The 17171-nt window shown below is 69.5% G+C and carries 13 protein-coding genes; 7 read left to right on the forward strand and 6 right to left on the reverse strand.

What is annotated here, in order from left to right; all coding sequences use genetic code 11:
• Window positions 1-131: 131 nt before the first annotated feature.
• Window positions 132-557, reverse strand: a complete 426-nt coding sequence (locus ACGH7X_RS40355) for a hypothetical protein (RefSeq protein ID WP_399895924.1) — start codon at window positions 555-557, stop codon at window positions 132-134.
• A gap of 446 nt (window positions 558-1003) precedes the next feature.
• On the opposite strand from ACGH7X_RS40355, the gene ACGH7X_RS40360 reads away from it, so the two are divergent.
• The 5 genes from ACGH7X_RS40360 (at window position 1004) to ACGH7X_RS40380 (ending at window position 9698) form a co-directional block, all read left to right on the forward strand.
• Window positions 1004-1477 carry a DNA starvation/stationary phase protection protein gene (locus ACGH7X_RS40360; RefSeq protein WP_399895927.1) on the forward strand — a complete coding sequence of 158 codons (474 nt, stop codon included), beginning with the start codon at window positions 1004-1006 and terminating at the stop codon, window positions 1475-1477.
• A 127-nt stretch (window positions 1478-1604) separates the two neighbouring features.
• Window positions 1605-1784 carry a hypothetical protein gene (locus tag ACGH7X_RS40365; RefSeq protein ID WP_399895930.1) on the forward strand — a complete coding sequence of 60 codons (180 nt, stop codon included), beginning with the start codon at window positions 1605-1607 and terminating at the stop codon, window positions 1782-1784.
• Between the two features lie 338 nt (window positions 1785-2122).
• Window positions 2123-6148: a glycoside hydrolase family 3 C-terminal domain-containing protein gene (locus ACGH7X_RS40370; protein ID WP_399895933.1), complete on the forward strand. Its 4026-nt coding sequence runs from the start codon at window positions 2123-2125 to the stop codon at window positions 6146-6148.
• Window positions 6149-6245: 97 nt separating this feature from the next.
• Window positions 6246-8675, forward strand: a complete 2430-nt coding sequence (locus ACGH7X_RS40375) for a DUF5010 domain-containing protein (protein WP_399895936.1) — start codon at window positions 6246-6248, stop codon at window positions 8673-8675.
• A 168-nt stretch (window positions 8676-8843) separates the two neighbouring features.
• Window positions 8844-9698, forward strand: coding sequence for an LLM class flavin-dependent oxidoreductase (locus ACGH7X_RS40380; RefSeq protein ID WP_399895939.1), 855 nt, complete (start codon window positions 8844-8846; stop codon window positions 9696-9698).
• Between the two features lie 141 nt (window positions 9699-9839).
• On the opposite strand, the gene ACGH7X_RS40385 is transcribed toward ACGH7X_RS40380, so the two are convergent.
• Complete coding sequence (locus tag ACGH7X_RS40385; protein ID WP_399895942.1) at window positions 9840-11282, reverse strand: aldehyde dehydrogenase; 1443 nt, start codon at window positions 11280-11282, stop codon at window positions 9840-9842.
• Between the two features lie 195 nt (window positions 11283-11477).
• Here ACGH7X_RS40385 and ACGH7X_RS40390 point away from each other — a divergent pair, with 195 nt between their 5' ends.
• Window positions 11478-11966: a TetR/AcrR family transcriptional regulator gene (locus ACGH7X_RS40390; protein ID WP_399897693.1), complete on the forward strand. Its 489-nt coding sequence runs from the start codon at window positions 11478-11480 to the stop codon at window positions 11964-11966.
• 58 nt (window positions 11967-12024) lie between these two features.
• Here the strand turns inward: ACGH7X_RS40390 and ACGH7X_RS40395 are convergent, their stop codons facing one another.
• Window positions 12025-13542, reverse strand: coding sequence for an MDR family MFS transporter (locus tag ACGH7X_RS40395; protein WP_399895945.1), 1518 nt, complete (start codon window positions 13540-13542; stop codon window positions 12025-12027).
• Window positions 13543-13832: 290 nt separating this feature from the next.
• On the opposite strand from ACGH7X_RS40395, the gene ACGH7X_RS40400 reads away from it, so the two are divergent.
• A complete protein-coding gene (locus ACGH7X_RS40400; protein ID WP_399897696.1) occupies window positions 13833-14321 on the forward strand; it encodes a TetR/AcrR family transcriptional regulator in 489 nt (162 codons plus the stop codon).
• 108 nt (window positions 14322-14429) lie between these two features.
• On the opposite strand, the gene ACGH7X_RS40405 is transcribed toward ACGH7X_RS40400, so the two are convergent.
• The 3 genes from ACGH7X_RS40405 to ACGH7X_RS40415 form a co-directional block, all read right to left on the reverse strand.
• Window positions 14430-14627, reverse strand: coding sequence for a hypothetical protein (locus ACGH7X_RS40405; protein WP_399895948.1), 198 nt, complete (start codon window positions 14625-14627; stop codon window positions 14430-14432).
• Between the two features lie 197 nt (window positions 14628-14824).
• Entirely contained in the window at window positions 14825-16060 is a 1236-nt protein-coding gene (locus tag ACGH7X_RS40410) for a cytochrome P450 (RefSeq protein ID WP_399895951.1), read from the reverse strand.
• Window positions 16061-16229: 169 nt separating this feature from the next.
• Window positions 16230-17096 carry a Bax inhibitor-1/YccA family protein gene (locus tag ACGH7X_RS40415; protein ID WP_399895954.1) on the reverse strand — a complete coding sequence of 289 codons (867 nt, stop codon included), beginning with the start codon at window positions 17094-17096 and terminating at the stop codon, window positions 16230-16232.
• Window positions 17097-17171: the final 75 nt, after the last annotated feature.

Genomic DNA, 17171 nt, shown 5'->3' on the forward strand with positions numbered 1-17171 from the left:
CAGGTGTCGGAGTCCCGGGGGTCACTCCACGTATGTGCTCACCAACGTGTGCAGGAAGGCGAGTTGGGGCGCCGGGAGGATCCCGTCGGCACTCGTGGGGGCCGGCCCGCGACACGTTCGGGATCCGACGGCTACTTGCCCTTGAACGGAGCCTTGAAGGACTTGCGCAGGGAGGAGACGCCGAGCGGCAGCAGTGCGGCCAGCATCTTGCCCTTGACCGTGCTGGGTTCCCGGGTGAGCTGGACGTCGATCCGTGTCCCCTCGCCCTCCGGAGTCGTCTGGAAGACCCAGCCACCGCCGGGGCCGAAGAGCTTGGAGTCGAGGGTGGTGATGGTGACCTTGCCGCTCGAGTCGTCCCACTGGTAGCGCGCCCGTTCCCAGGCGGCGCCGGTTCCCTCGGTGACCTCGGCCCAGGTGTCGCCCAGATCGTGGACGGTGAAGTGCTCGGCGTCGATCGTCGGCCAGGCCTCGGCGCGCGAGGGACCGAAGTCGGTCAGCACCGCCAGCACGCCGGCCGGGCTGAGCGAGGAGTTGAGGTGGAAGCGTACGACCGACATGTGAGCCCCTTTGGAAAAGTAACCTGCTTGAACAGTGACGACTCTCGCACGGGGAAAAGTAACCTGTCAAGCCGGTGATTCATGCTCCGATCGGCCAGACCTTCCAGGTCAGGGGCGTGCGGCCTCAGTGCCAGTGGTTGGTCTGCCAGAACGGCCATGCTCCGTAGGGCCTGGAAGAGGCCGTAGGTGCTGGAAACCATCTGCCATGCCATCGAGTGGATCTGGCCCGTGCTGTACGGGACTCCCATGTTTCTGCACCCAGGGCTCGGACACATCCGTCACTTGACGGTGAGGCACCGCAGGTCTCACACCCATCCGGCACGGCGGCAGTCATCTGCCCGGTCACTCGACGGTCATATGACGGATTCGGTGAATCCTGGCAGGTCGGAGGATGGTCCGACCGCAGGTGCCCCCGCCCGCAGTGGAAAGGCAGGTTCCTCAACATCATGTCCATCATCAGGAGTTCGCTCTCGCCCGAGGATCGGCAGGTGACCGGAGACGCCCTCCAGGGCACTCTGGTCGACCTGCTCGATCTCTCCCTGCTGGCCAAGCAGGCGCACTGGAACCTCTACGGGCCGCGGTTCCGCTCGATCCACCAGCAGCTCGACGAGGTGGTGACCACCGCCCGGGACTACGCCGACCAGGTCGCCGAGCGTGCCGCCGCGCTGGGTGTCAGCCCGGACGGCCTGGCGGCGACCGTCGCGGCGACCGGTGGCATGCCGGACTTCCCGGCGGGATACGTGTCGGACACCGAGGCCGTCCAGGTGCTGGTGGCGGCGTTCTTGACGCTGATCGCACGGATGCGCGCCCGGGTGGAGGAGACCGGAGCGTCGGACTCGGTCAGCCAGGACCTGCTGATCGGACTCACCGGCACGCTGGAGAAGCAGAGCTGGATGTTCCAGGCCGAGAACAGCGTCTGAGCGGGCGATGTGGTCCATGGGGCGTCGACCGACCCTCGCCCCAACCTGAATCACCTGTTAGAGTGGTGACGAAAGTGCGTCATCGCCAGTCACTGCCGGACCAAGCACACGAAAGCCTGGAGGAAACATGGGAACGAAGGGCCACAACCGTAGGCGCTGGGGTCAGGACAGGGACGCGGAGGCGATGCAGGCCCTCCTGCGCCGGGTCAACTGCAACGACCGGCGTGAGCCCGACACGAAGGTCGAGGAAGCGACGTTGAAGGCGCGTCAGCTCGCGGCCATCGCGTACCTCAGCGCGGTTCTCTGACCATCGCGCCGCCGAACCCACATCCATCCCGCGCTGCCTGCCCGCACCCCCTCATCTCATCCTCCCGCCGCTCCGTCACCCGGAGCGGCGTTTTCGTGTCCGGCCCCGGACGAAAGACGGACAAAGGCGTCGCACCGGACCGGTGTTCACCCCTGGAAGCCGGAAGCGTGAACACGGGTGAGGGCCAATCACGTCTCCACATCGGAGCACATCCGACAGGGTGCACGTGATCGCGCCCGGCCACTCTTGTCACAACTGGAGAAAGCATGCACCGTCCAAGACCACGCCCACGCGGCGTCGGTCGAAGAGCGGCAACGCTCTGCGCAGCGGCCGTAAGCGTGGCCCTGACCTCGTCGTCTGCCTCCGCGGCCCCCCTCGCCCAGGCGACCGTCGGCACGGCGGTGTCCGCCGACTCGGCCTCGACGCCCCTCTACTTGGACACCGGCCACTCGTTCCAGGAGCGGGCGGCCGATCTCGTCTCCAGGATGACGCTGGACCAGAAGGTCCGCCAGCTGATCACCAACGAGGCCCCGCCCATCCCCGGCCTGGGAGTGCAGGGCTACACCTACTGGAGCGAGGCACTCCACGGCATCCAGTCGCTCGGCAGCTCCAAGAGCGCCGGCGACGACAACGCGGGACTGGTCAGGGCCACCGGCTTCCCAACCAGCCTCGCGACCTCCATGGCCTGGGACCCGGCCCTGCAGTACCAGGAGGGCACCGCGATCTCCGACGAGGCCCGCGGGTTCCTGGACAAGTCGCTGTTCGGTGTGGGCCGCAACAACCTCGGTACCTCCGCGGACAACTACGGGTCCCTGACGTATTTCGCCCCGACCGTGAACAACGCCCGCAATCCGCTCTGGGGCCGCCACGACGAGTCGTTCGGCGAGGACCCCTACCTCCAGGCGCGGCTCGGCAACCAGTTCGTCGACGGCTTCCAGGGCCAGAAGCCCGACGGCACGTCGGTCAACGGGTACCTCAAGGCGGCCGCCACCGCCAAGCACTACGCGCTCAACAATGTGGAGAACGGCCGGACCGGCATCAGTTCCGACGTCAACGACTCCCAGCTGCGCGACTACTACACCAAGCAGTTCGCCGGCCTCATCGGCGAGGCGCACGTGGCGGGGCTGATGACGTCCTACAACGCCGTCAACGGCACACCCGCGGTCGCCAACACCTACACCAACAACCAACTTGCCCAGCGCACCTATGGGTTCGGCGGCTTCACGACGTCCGACTGCGGCGGCGTGGGCACGACCTGGAAGCTGCCGGACGAAGGCCACGACTGGGCCCCCGCGCCGTACAGCACCAACTCCTCCAGGAGCAACCCGCTCTGGATCGACGGCAGGACCGGTGACACCGTGCGCGCCCAGGCCGGCGGTCAGGCCATGGCGCTCAGGTCGGGCAACGACCTCAACTGCAGCGGCGAGGAGATGACGACCGCCAACGTCATGGAGGCCGTTCGCGCGGGCCTGCTCAGCGAGGGTGTCATCGACACCTCGCTGGTGCGGGTGTTCACCGTCCGGATGCGGACCGGTGAGTTCGACCCCGCGGGCAGCGTGCCGTACACCTCCATCGACAAGTCGGTCATCCAGAGCCCCGAGCACACCGCGCTGGCCGAGAAGGCCGCCGACGCCTCCATGGTGCTGCTCAAGAACAGCGACCTCGCCGCGACCGGCCGTCCGCTGCTGCCGCTGAAGGCGAGCGCGGTCAACAAGGTCGTGGTGCTCGGCAAGCTCGCCGACACCGTCAACCTTGGCAGCTACGGCAACGGCCCGGACCACCAGGTGTCGATGCGACAGGGCATCACCGACGCACTGAAGGCGGCCAACCCGAACGCCTCCGTGCTCTACGACGCGGCAGACGCCAGCACCACCGAGACCGCACCGGCCGTCCTCACCGCCGCCACCCAGGGCGCGATCAAGGCCGCCGACCTGGTGGTCGTGGTCGCCGGCACCGACCAGGACACCGCCGGTGAGGGCAAGGACCGCACCGGCCTGGCCATGCCCGGCAACTACAACTCGCTGATCGACCAGGTCGCCGCGCTCGGCAATCCCAAGGTCGTCCTGGACCTCCAGGCCGTGGGTGCCGTGGACATCTCCGCCCGGCAGTCCAAGGCGGCCTCGATCCTCTTCAGCGCCTACAACGGCCAGAGCCAGGGCACCGCACTGGCCGACGCCCTGTTCGGCAAGCAGAACCCCCAGGGGCACCTGACCTTCACCTGGTACAAGGACGACTCCCAGCTCGCGGGCGCGTCCGAGTACGGGCTCACCCCGGCCGAGACCGACGGCAAGGGGCAGACGTACCAGTACTTCACCGGTACGCCCTCCTACCCGTTCGGGTACGGGCTCAGCTACAGCACCTTCAGCTACTCGCCCGCCCAGGTGGACAAGAGCGCCATCACCGCCGACGGCACCGTGAACGTCTCCTTCGACGTGACGAACACCGGTGACGTGGCCGGTGCCACGGTCGCCCAGCTGTACGCGGCCAACTCGTTCACCGTCTCCGGCGTGACCATGCCGAAGCAGCGGCTGATGGGCTTCAAGAACACCGGAGTGCTGGCACCGGGGGAGAAGGTCCACGTCACGCTGCCGGTCGACGCGGCCGACCTCGGCGTCTGGAATCCCGCCACCTCCCGGCAGACCGTCTTCCCCGGCGCCTGGGCGTTGCGTGTGTCCTCCGACTCCAGCACCGTGCGGAGCACTGCCACGGTGAACGTCACCGGGACGCTCACACCCAAGGTGAGCACGGTCACCGTGCAGCCCGGCCAGGTGGTCTTCCAGGCCGGTGACAAGCTCGACCTGACGAAGAAGAACCCCTGGATCAAGGACGACACCGATCCCGCGAAGGAACAGCGGGACACCTCCGTCACGGCCGACGGCATCGTCGAGGCGGTGAACAACGACCAGTCGTTCGTGGACCTGGCCGCCACGTCGGTGCAGTACTCCAGCAGTGACACCAAGGTCGCGACCGTAAGCTCCACGGGCGTGGTCACCGCCGCCGCCGACGGCGTCGCGACCATCAAGGCGACCGTGGGCGGAGTCACCGGCTCCATGGTGATGGTCGTCAAGGACTCCCTGGCCGTCCACACCCCGCAACTCGTGCGGCCCGGCCAGACGGCCACGGTGACCACCACCCTGACCAACGGCACCGGCACTGCGCTGACCGGCGTGAACGTCTCCCTGCCCGCCCCGTCCGGCTGGACCGTCCAGGCCACCACACCGACCAGCTTCGCGACCGTCGAGGGCGGTACGACGGCGACCACGACCTGGCAGGTCACCGCCCCCTCGAACGCCGCTGCGGGCAGCTACCCGCTCACCGCCACGGCGACGTACACCGGCGGCTCCCACACCGCCGACGCCACCCTCCAGGTGCCCTTCGCCTCGCAGCAGGCGGCCTGGACCAACGTCGGCGTCACGGACGACGGCAACCCCGGGCCCGGCAAGTACGACGGCGGGGGATTCAGCTTCTCCGCGCAGGCACTGGCCGCCGAGGGACTCGCCCCGGGCAGGTCGTTCACCCACGACGGCCTGACCTACCAGTGGCCCGACGCCGCGGCGGGCACGCCGGACGCCATCGACACCAAGGGCCAGGCGATCCTGATGTCCGGCTCGGGCAGCGAACTCGGATTCGTGGGCAGCGGCACCAGCGGACCCCACCAGGGAATCGGCACCATCCTCTACACCGACGGCACCACCCAGTCGTACGGACTCAGCTTCTCGGACTGGTGGGACAGCTTCAGCGTCTCCCAAGGCAGCGATCTGCTCAGCAGCTTCCCGTACATCAACAACAGGGACGGCGGGAAGGTGACCCAGAAGGTCAACCTCTTCGCCGCGAAGGTCCCGCTCCAGGCGGGCAAGACGGTCGAGGCGGTCGTCCTGCCCGAGTCGGAAGCTCCCGAGGGCGGGGTCCCGCAAGGCCATGTCTTCGCCATGGCCATCGGCGGCACCCCGCAGACCCCGGCACCCCAGCCGGACGGGCCCACCGGCCACATCACCGGTATCGGCGGCAAGTGCGCCGACCTGGCGGCCGGTCCGGCCGCGGGCGTCCAGGTGGTCCTCCACTCCTGCGACGACGACGCGTCGCAGCAGTGGACGGCGGGCACCGACAAGACGCTGTGGAGCCAGGGCAAGTGCCTGGCCACCGAGAACGGCGGCACGACCAACGGCGTGAACGTGGTGCTCGACCACTGCGACGGTTCGAAGGGTCAGCAATGGACGGCCGACGCCGCGCACGGTTACGTGGTGAACGCGCAGTCGGGTCTGTGCCTGGAGGACGCCGACGGGAGTACGGCGGACGGCAACCCGTTGATCATCTGGCAGTGCAACTCGGGTGACGAGGGCCAGCGGTGGGAGCTTCCCGCCTGACGGGAGGCCCATTCAGGCACCCCCCCGGCGCTCCTCAGACACCCGTCACAGCCGCATCAGTCACCGCACCCTTCTTTCGGAAGAAATGGACACCTACGTGTTCCCAAGACCCAGACGCGCACCGGACCAAGTGGGCCGCAGGGCCGCGACGGGCACCGCGTTCGCGCTGAGCCTGCTCGCCTTCACGGCCATGGGACCGGCGGCCGTCGGCGCCCCGGCCGAGACCGGCACCGGGACCGCCGCCGCCGACACCCCGATCGTGGTGGACGGCGGGAGTGTGCTGCCCGGCCGGGTCGCCGGCAAGACGGGCGCACTCGGCGTCACGTTCGGATTCTCCGACTACACCCTCGCCGGCGGACCGTACGACCAGCCGGTGAACAAGAACTACAACCGGCCGATGTACGAACCGAAGGCCGACGATCCGGCCTCGTTCTGGGACAACTACGTCGAGGAACTGACCACGGCAGGGGTCGACTTCGTCGCCGTCGACCTCCGCGGCTTCGGACCGGACAACGCCGTTCCCGACGGTGCCGGAGACCCCCGGGCCCTCACCCCCCTCGTCGACGCGATCAAGCGGCGCGGAGTGGCCGACAGCCTCAAGATCGCGGCCCTGGACGACACCCCCGCGACGCTCACCGACAAGAAGAACCGCGCCGTCCACCACACCGGCGGCTACGAACCTCCCTTCGACATCGGCGACGCCGACGGCACGGGGGAGGGCGGCTACAAGTACTTCTGGGACAACAACCAGCGCGAGTTCTTCTCCCGCATCCCGGACGACATGCTGTACAAGGTCGACGGCCGCCCGCTGATCTACGAGTGGTCGGTCAACGACTTCGCCTTCACCAACCAGGGCGAGGGGAACCTGTCCAAGCTGCTTCAGTACGCCCGTACGCGCGCGAAGACCGAGTTCGGGGTCGACCCGTACTACGTCGTCGACAGCAGCTGGACCGACCGGGACCCGAGCGTGGTCTCACAGATCGACGGCATAAACAACTGGTTCACCCTGCCCACCGGCTGGACGAACGCCACGCACCAGCCTGTTGCCGACAACGGACAGTTGACGTTCGACGACGGTTGGGACTACCGGACCTCGGACGGCGCCGGGGACTACCGCAACACCTATCAGTCCACGTCCCGGGCGGGCGCCTCGGTGACGTACTCCTTCATCGGCACCGGCGTCCAGTACCTGGCCCGTACCGCCGCCGATCAGGGAAGCGCCGACGTCTCCGTCGACGGGCAGGCGCCGGTCACCGTGCGGCTCGGCACGAGCGGCCCGCTCAGGACCCAGCAGGTCGTCTTCGAGAAGAAGGGCCTGACGGAGGGCACGCACACCATCCAGGTGACGAACAAGGCCGCTTCCTCCGTCACCGTGGACGGCTTCCGGGTGCTCTCCAGCCGCCCGGAATCGGTGAACGGCCGCACCTACGGCGTCGCGACGCCCGGATTCCGCGTGGTCAACGACACCACCGACATGGTGATGGACGCCGACCACGGCAGGAAGCTGAACCAGACCCTGGACGCCACGGTCAACGGCGGCGCGGACATCACCCTGGTCGAGGGCTTCACGGACTGGGAGGAGAACGCGATGATCGCGCGTACGGCCGACGGGACGTATGAGGAGCGACTCACCGACTATCCGAGCCAGATGATCGACATCATGCGGCAGTACTCCAAGGACCCGTTCCACGGGGACTTCACGGTCGAGGCGGAGACGGCGGACGCCTATACGGGGGCCACCCCGGGCAGCGCCTGGAGCGTCTACCGCGCCGGTGACATCGACGTGCAGCCCACCGGGGACACCGGCGGCGGCTGGAACGTCGGCGACATCGCGGCCGGTGAGTCCCTCACCTGGAAGAACCGGCCCATGCAGGGCACGGTCGAGCTCTCCGCCAGGGTCGCCACACCGAACGACGGCGCCCAGGTCCGCTTCGTGGTGGACGGTGTCGCCGGTCCGACCGTCGACGTGCCGAACACGGGGGACTGGCAGAAGTACACGAGCGTCGACGCGGGCACGTTCCGGTTCCCCGCGGGCACTCACCACACGGTCCGCCTCGAGTTCCCGACCGGCCTGCTCAACGCGAACAACTGGTCGGCGAGCACGATCAGCCCGCCCGAGAACCCGGCTCCCGTGGGCCCGACCGGTCACCTCACCGGCATCGGCGACAAGTGCGTCGACCTCGCGGGCGGCAGCGCGGCCGACGGAACGCAGGTGGTCCTGAACTCCTGCGGTACGGCAGGGACCCAGCAGTGGACGGTGGCCCCCGACGACTCGCTGCGCGTCCTGGGCAAGTGCCTGGCCACACAGGACGGGGGCGTGACCAACGGAACCCGGGTACAGGTGACCGCGTGCGACGGTTCGAAGGGTCAGCAGTGGACGGCCGACGCCGCCAACGGCTACGTCGTGAACGGTCGGTCGGGTCTGTGCCTGGAGGACGCGGACGGGAGCACGGCGGACGGCAACCGGTTGATCATCTGGGAGTGCAACGCGGGTGACGCCGGCCAGAAGTGGAGGCTTCCCGCCTGACGGACGGCACTTCAGACCACGCCGTCGACGGCCCCGGGGCGCCAACCGCTCCGGGGCCGTCTTCCGTGCGAGTGAACCCCGGCCCCGCCCGTCTTCGTGACACATGGGGGGATACAGCGCCGGGCATGACGCCGTGTCCGGTCGGCCTCGTCGTGAGGAGAACCATCCGTGAAGATCGGCATCGGGCTTCCCAACCAGGTTCGCAACGTCCGGCCCGCCGTCGTCCCCGCGTGGGCCAGACGCAGCGAGGTGGTCGGCTTCAGCTCGCTCGGTTCCCTGGGACGCCTCGCCTACCCGGGCGTGATGGACACGGTCGCCCTGGCGGCGGCAGCGGGCGCCACGAGCCGTATCGGGCTGGTCAGCACGCTCCTGCTCGGTCCGGTGTGGCCGGCGGTGCTGTTGGCCAAGGAGGTCGCGGGCATCGACGCGGTCTCCGGCGGCCGCCTCACACTCGGCCTCGGGCTGGGCGGCCGGTCGGACGACTTCGTGGTGGACGGCCTCGGCCCGCGGGGGACCGGCAAGCGGCTGGACCGGGACATCGAGACGTACCGGAGCGTGTGGCGCGGACAGACCCCGTCCGGCTGCGACAACCCGGCCGTGCCCGAGGGCACCCGTGAGGTGCCGCTGCTGTTCGGCGGCATGGCGCAGGCCTCCTTCGACCGCGTCGCCAGGTCGGGGCGGGGCTACATCGGCCCGTCGGCGCCGCCCGCGGTCGTGGGTCCGGCCTTCGAGCGCGCACGGGCCGCCTGGAAGGAGGCGGGACGCGAAGGATCGCCGTACCTGGTCGCCCTGGCGTACGTCGCCCTCGACGACGTCGACACGGGCCGGGCCAACGTCCACGACTACTACCGGCCCGCCGGACCGGAGGTCGCACGGGCGAAGGCCTCCCAGGTCAGCGGCGGAGCCGAGGCCGTCAGGGCGACGGTCGAGGCGTTCGAGGACCTCGGCGCCGACGAACTCATGCTCAATCCGACCACCGACGACATCGAGGAGGTGACGCGCCTGGCGGAGACGGTTCTGTAGGCCGGTCCCTCCTGGACCTACGAGAAGGACGGTGACCTTAACCGCGATGCGCAGTTCAGGGGGCCAAAAGCTCCAGGCCGCGGGAGAACGCCGCGTCGGCGGTAGGTGGTCGGCCACCTGCCGCCGGCTGCGGGTCGTCGTTCAGACGGTGATCGTCTTGTACTCGGTGTAGGTGCCGAGTCCGACCACACCGTACTCGCGGCCGATGCCGCTCGCCTTGAAGCCGCCGAAGGGACCGTCGAAGGCGACGGAGGCACCGTTGACCGTGACGGTTCCGGTGCGGATGCGGCGGGCCACCTCCAGCGCGTGGGCCTCGTCGGAGGACCAGACACCGCCGGAGAGGCCGTACTCCGAGTCGTTGGCGATACGGACCGCGTCGTCCTCGTCCTCGTAGGCGATGACCACCAGGACCGGACCGAAGATCTCCTCCTGCGCGATCCGCATGGAGTTCTCGACGTCGGCGAACACGGTGGGCGTGACGTAGTTGCCCTTCTCCAGGCCCTCGGGGACCTGCGGACCGCCGGTGACCAGGCGGGCGCCCTCCTCGATACCGAGCTGGATGTAGTTGCGCACCCGTTCCTGCTGGTCGGGGCGGATCATCGGGCCGATGAAGGTGTCGGGGTCGTTCGGGTCGCCCACCTTCAGCGACTGCACCAGCTCCTTGAGGGCCGTCACGACCTCCTCGTACCGGCTGCGCGGGGCCAGGATCCTCGTCTGTGCGATGCACGCCTCGCCGTTGTTGAGCAGCGAGCCGAACTTCAGGCCCGCGACGGCCTTCTCCATGTCGGCGTCCGGAAGGATGACGGCGGCGGACTTGCCGCCCAGCTCGAGGCTGACCCGCTTGAGCTGTTCGCCCGCGATCGCGGCGATGCGGCGGCCTGCCCGCGTCGAACCGGTGAAGGCGATCTTGTCGACCTCTCGGTGCGACACCAGGTACTCACTGGTCTCCCGGTCCGCGGGCAGGACGCTGATCACGCCCTGCGGAAGACCGGCCCGCTCCAGCAGTTCGGCCAGGAAGCCCAGGCTCAGCGAGTTCTCCGGGGAGATCTTGAGGACCACGGAGTTGCCCGCGAGCAGAGCGGGGATGATCTTCGACGTGGCCGCGGAGAACGGTGAGTTCCACGGGATGACCGCGGCCACGACGCCGATCGCCTCACGGCGCACCACGCTGCGCGACGGGGACACCGGGTCGGTGGGCACCAGCGTTTCCTCCCAGGCGAATTCCTCCGCCGCCTTCAGATAGGCGTTGGCCTGCCGGGTCAGGCCCGGCTGCCCGGCCCGAGTGAACCATCCCGCCGAACCGTTCTCCAGGGAGATCAGGTGTGCGGCCTTCTCCGCGTTCTCCTCGCGCAGCGCGTTGAACCGCCGCAGGACCGCGACCCGCTCCGCCGGCGGAGTCGTACGCCACACACCCGCCTCGAAGGATGCGCGCGCCGCGGCGAGCGCGCGGTCGACGTCCGCCGGCTGCGCCTGCGCCGCACGGCCGACGACCGACTGGTCGTGAGGTGAGGTGATGTCGAGCAGCTCCGGGTTGCTCGGCTCCACCCAGGATCCGCCGATGAAGAGCCGGTCGTAGGTGATCATGTGCGTTCCCTCTTCGTGTCTTTCGTGTTCTTCAGCTGACTCGTCCAACTGTCACTTTAATGTAGCACTTCTATGGGAGTAGATGCACATTGATGAGGTTACACATCCAATATTCTCCACATGGACGTTACGCTTATGGGTATGAGAGCCGATGCAGCACGCAATCTGGAAGCCGTTCTGACCACCGGGGCGCGGATGCTCGCCGCCGATCCGGGGGCGAGCATCGCGAGCATCGCGGCGCAGGCGGGGGTGGACCGGCGTACGGTCTACCGGCGCTTCGACTCGCGCGAGGACCTCCTCGCCGCCATCTACGAAGCCCGTCTGACGGCGATCGAGCGGGCCATCGAGGACGCGCGGCTGCGCGAGGCACCCGTCGCCGTCGCGCTGCACCGCTACGTGGAGAACATCATCGGCGTCAACCGCTCCTGGCCCGTCGACCTCACCCGCATGCTCGCCGACGACACCGTCCGCGCCCGCCGCGACGCCGCCGTCCGCGAAGTCGACGCCTTCCTCCAACGCGCCACCGACGAAGGCCTCCTGCGCCCCGACCAACCCCAGCGCTGGGCCGCCACACTCCTACCCGAACTGGTGAACCTCGCGGCGCACCGGCAGACGCATCTCGGTCCGGGCCAGGCCGCCGACGTGGTGGTCGACACGCTTTTGTGCGGCCTCGGAGCGTCCTGACGCCGACGGCCGGCACCCGTGAGGGCGCCGGCCGGTCGTGAATGTGCTGTCCGGTGGGTCAGGCGGCCGGGACCGCGGAGTCCTCGGCGGAGGTGGGGTCGGCCGCGGGGTCGGCGGCGGGGTTCGTCTCCTTGCCGGTGTCCGCCTCCTCGCCGGTCGTGCGGGACGGCTTGAGGAAGAGGGCGAGGAGGGTGCCCACGGCGAGCGCGGGAGCGATCCAGAGGTAGCCGGAGGCCGTGGCGTGGGCGAAGCCGTCCAGCGCGGTGTCGCGCAGGCCCGCGGGAAGCCGGGTGATGGTGTCGGGGCGGGTCGCGTCGAAGCCGCCGGTGGCCGGAAGGTGGCGGGTGCGGTCGGCGAAGCCGGTGTTGAGGAGAGTGCCGAAGACGGCGACACCGAAGGCCGCGCCGATGGACCGGGCGAAGGTGACCACGGCGCTGGCGGCACCGAGGTCGGCGGTGGGCACGCTGTTCTGGACGGTGGTCAGCACCACCATGGGCACCATGCCGATCCCCACTCCCGTGACCAGGAAGTAGACGCTCAGGACGAGGGTGCCGGTGGTGGCCCCGATGGTGCTCAGCAGGAGCAGCCCGGCGAGGTTGGCGAGCAGGCCCGCCAGCAGGATCGGGCGCAGCAGACGGGCGTGCGCGGCCCAGCGTCCGGCCAGGTACTGGCTGACGACCAGGCCCACGACCAGGGGCAGCAGATGGACACCCGAGAGGGTGGCCGACACGCCGTGGACGATCTGCAGGTAGGTGGGCAGGTAGACCAGGACGGCGAACATGCCCGCGTTGGCGACGAACCCGATCAGCGAGGAGAAGACGACGGTCCGCGAGGTGAACATGGCCGGCGGCAGTACCGGGGCGGCGGCGCGCCGCTCGACGGGCACCAGCAGTACGGCCAGCGCGACGGTGGCGACGATCAGACCGATGATGGCCGGGGAACCCCATCCCCAGCGCTCACCGAACGACGTGACCAGGACCAGGCCGGTGGCGATCGCGGCCAGCATCAGGGAGCCCAGGTAGTCGATGCGGGACTTGGCCCGCTGGCCGGCCGAGGGCAGCGCTCGCGCGGCGATGACCAGGGCCACGGCGCCGACGGGCAGGTTGATGAGGAAGGCCCACCGCCAGGAGAGCTGGTCGGTGAAGACACCGCCCAGCAGGGGGCCGGCGATGCTGGCGACGCCGTACACCGAACCGAACATGCCCTGGTAGCGGCCGCGCAGGCTCGGGGCGACGATGTCACCGACCAGCGCGAAGGTCAGCACGATCATGCCGCCGCCGCCCACACCCTGCAGAACGCGGGCGCCGATCAGCTCGGGCAGGTTCTGGGCCAGGCCGCAGGCCACCGAGGCGATCAGGAAGATCGTGGTCGAGACCAGGTACAGCCGCTTGCGGCCGAACATGTCGCCGAGCTTCCCCCACAAGGGGGTCACCGCCGTCGAGGCGAGGAGATACGCGGCGCTGACCCATGCGATGTCGTCGAAGCCGTTCAGGTCCTGCGCTATCCGCGGCAGCGCCGTCGAGACGATCGTCTGGTCCAGGGCCGCCAGGAGAACGGCCAGGATGAGGGCGCTCATGGCGGCTGCCACTCCTCCCGCCCTGGGTGACGCTGACTGCTGTGCCTTCGGCATCGGAACGTGCCTTTCAAGAAGTGAGGTGCGGGGTGCCGATCATCGGAAGGACGGTCTCGTCTCAGCCGACTGGCACTACCCGAGCTATCTGTCACTTCAATGTAGCACTTAATGGATGGTGCTTCACACCTGTGGGGCTCTAGGTGTCTCAGGCTTCACACTTCGCCACTAGACTTGGCGTGGTGAGAGCCGATGCAGCACGCAATCTGGAAGCCGTTCTGACCACCGGGGCGCGGATGCTCGCCGCCGATCCGGGGGCGAGCATCGCGAGCATCGCGGCGCAGGCGGGGGTGGACCGGCGTACGGTCTACCGGCGCTTCGACTCGCGCGAGGACCTCCTCGCCGCCATCTACGAAGCCCGTCTGACGGCGATCGAGCGGGCCATCGAGGACGCGCGGCTGCGCGAGGCACCCGTCGCCGTCGCGCTGCACCGCTACGTGGAGAACATCATCGGCGTCAACCGCTCCTGGCCCGTCGACCTCACCCGCATGCTCGCCGACGACACCGTCCGCGCCCGCCGCGACGCCGCCGTCCGCGAAGTCGACGCCTTCCTCCAACGCGCCACCGACGAAGGCCTCCTGCGCCCCGACCAACCCCAGCGCTGGGCCGCCACACTCCTACCCGAACTCATGCATCTGGTGTCCCGGCAACTGCCCGAGCTGAGCCCCGCGCAGGCGGCGGACGTCGTCGTCGACACCCTGCTCCACGGCCTCGGAGCGTCCTGACACACCGGGCCCCGACACGCCGACGGCCCCCAGGCGCGCATGTGTTCGCGCGTTCCCCGGGGGCCGGTCGTCCCTGCGCCGGCGGCACTCGTACGGCCGTACCTCATCTCACGCGACGACTCCTGGAGCCGTGTCCGTGTCTGTGTCCGCGTACGCGCCGGGCTCGGAGGCGTCCTGCCGCTCCTCGTCGTCACCTGGGCGCGGGGTGAGCGACGCGGGGATCCGCGGCACGGTTCCGGGGAGATGGACACGGCGCAGCCGGGGCGGCTCGCTCCTGGAGTCGGGGTTCTTCACGGCCTCTCCCATCCATTGCGTCCGTCGTTGTGGCAACCCGCGTCGGCGTCGGCGCATTCCGACCGCCGGTGGGCGTGAACCCGGCGCCTCCACAAGAACGTTTGCCGATGTGTGAGATGCAGGGCAAGCGTGCGGAGAAGGGCACGACGCTGCAGATCTGGACCCTGCCCGGGGCCGCCTGATCTGACACGGGCTCCGTGCCAGGGACCTCAGGCGGTGCGGTAGCGCACCGGTAGGGACAGCACGCCGCGCATCATGCCGGAGGGGATCCACTCGAGGGAGTCCGCGGGGACCGCCAGCTCCAGCTCGGGGACGCGGGAGAGCAGGACGCGCAGGGCGATGGTGGCCTCGAGTCGCGCCAGGGGAGCGCCGAGGCAGTAGTGGATGCCGTGGCCGAAGGCCAGGTGGCGGGCGTTGCGCCGGGTGACGTCGAGCGCCCCGGGGTCCTCGCCCCGTGCCGCGGAGGCATCATGGCCGGCGGACCCCAGAGCGATGGTGACGATGCTGCCCCGGGGGATCGTCACACCGCCCAGTTCGCAGTCCTCGGCCGCGTAGCGGTTCGTGGACCGCTCCACGGACGTGTCGAACCGCAGGAACTCCTCGACCGCGCCGGGCAGCAGCTCGGGCCTGTCACGCAGCAGCTGGAGCTGGTCGGGATGCTGCAACAGGGCCAGGGTGGCGTTGCCCAGGAGGTTCACGGTGGTCTCGTGCCCGGCGACGACCAGCAGCATCGCCGTGCCGACCAGTTCGTCCTCGGAGAGCCGGCCGTCCTCCTGGTCGCGGGCCGTGACCAGTGCGGACAGCAGGTCGTCTTCCGGTGCCTGCCGTTTGGCCTTCACGAGGTCGCGCAGCAGTCCGTGCAGGCCGAGCAGCGCGGGACGGTGCTCCGGCGAGGCCACCTGCATCGAGTGGGCAGACCAGTGGCGGAAGTCCTCGCGGTGTTCCTGCGGGATGCCCAGGAGTTCGGCGATGACCGTGACCGGCAGCGGTGCGTTGAACGCCTCGACGAGGTCCGTCTCGCCGGCGGGCGGCAGAGCGTCGAGCAGGTCGTGGGCGAGCCGCTCGATGCGGGGCGCCAGTTGTGCCGTGCGCCGGGGTGTGAAGGCACCCGCCACCAGGCGGCGGAGCCGGGCGTGTTCGGGAGGGTCGGCGTCCAGCATGTGTCCGACGAGTCCGAGGCCGGGCTCGTTGAGGATGAACCCCGCGGCGGCCAGGGCTTCGGTCGCGGGCTCGGAGTCCTTGAGCAGCGCGGGGTGGGTCATGGCCTGCCGGGCCAGGTCGTAGCCGACGACCAGCCAGCCGGTCAGGCCCTGGTGGTACTCGACGGGGTGGAGGGGGCCGAGCGCCCGCAGCCGGGCGTACCGTCCGGGTGCGTCGGCCTTGAAGGCGGCGTCCAGGACCACCCTGTCGGCCGCGACGGGGCACTGTTGCTTCTGCGGGTTCATCTTTGTCTCCCCGATCCCCGATCCCCGGTGCCGGTCGGCGCCTTGTGCGGTGTGCACTGCATGTGTGGTGCGTGTGCGCTGTGGGGCCGCTGGTCCGGCCCTTGTCATCAAGACGGTTGGCGTCCGCGCGAAGGTTCACCCCGGTGCGGGGCGTCGCGCTTTCCCGTCGTCAGTTGTCGCTGTTCAGGATGGACAGCACGCGCAGTGCCTCCAGGTAGATCCACACCAGCGTCAGGGTGAGACCGAAGGCCGCCATCCACGACTCCTCGCGCGGCGCTCCGTAGGCGATTCCGTCCTCGATCTGCTTGAAGTCCAGGGCGAGGAAGCAGGCGCCGAGCAGGATGCCGACGATCCCGAAGACGACACCGAGGGCGCCGCTGTCGAAGCCGAGGCCGTTGCCCGCGCCGAAGGCGGAGAAGAGCAGGTTGGCCACCATGAGGATCAGGAAGCCGGTCGCGGCGGCGAGCACGAACCCGTAGAACCTCCGGGTGACGCGGATCCAGCGCATCCGGTACGCGATCAGCACGCCCGCGGAGACCGCCAAGGTGCCCAGCACCGCCTGCACGACCACGCCCGGCGAGATGTAGGTCGACGTGGCGCTGGAGATGACGCCGAGGAAGACGCCTTCCAGCGCCGCGTATCCGAGGATCAGGGCCGGAGAGGGCCTGCGCCGGAACGTCTGGACGAGCGACAGGACGAAGGCGACCAGGGCCGCGCCGACGGCGATGCCGTACGAACGCCCGATGTTCGCCTCGTCGACGGGCAGCAGCACCCAGGACAGTACGGCCGCCACCGCCACGGTGCCCAGCGTCGTCGCGGTGCGGACGACCACGTCGTCGATCGTCATCGCGCCGCTGTCGGTCCGGGCGGCGTCCTTGACCGGGCTCGGAGCACCGTTCGTGAGGTAGGGGTTGACCGAGAGGTCGGTCGGCCCCTCGCCGGCCGTGGCGGGGACCGGCCGACGCGTGATGACGTCGGCCCGGCTGTCGTCGTGCTCGAAGCCTCGCCGGGAGAAGATCGGGTTGCTGCTCTTCACGTCGTTCCTCCTTGTCCGCCGCACGGGGCGGCCACAGGTGTCCGGTGACATTCGCGTTCTCGGGGCGGTTCGACG

The organism is Streptomyces sp. BBFR51 (genome assembly GCF_044591655.1).
GTDB lineage: Bacteria > Actinomycetota > Actinomycetes > Streptomycetales > Streptomycetaceae > Streptomyces.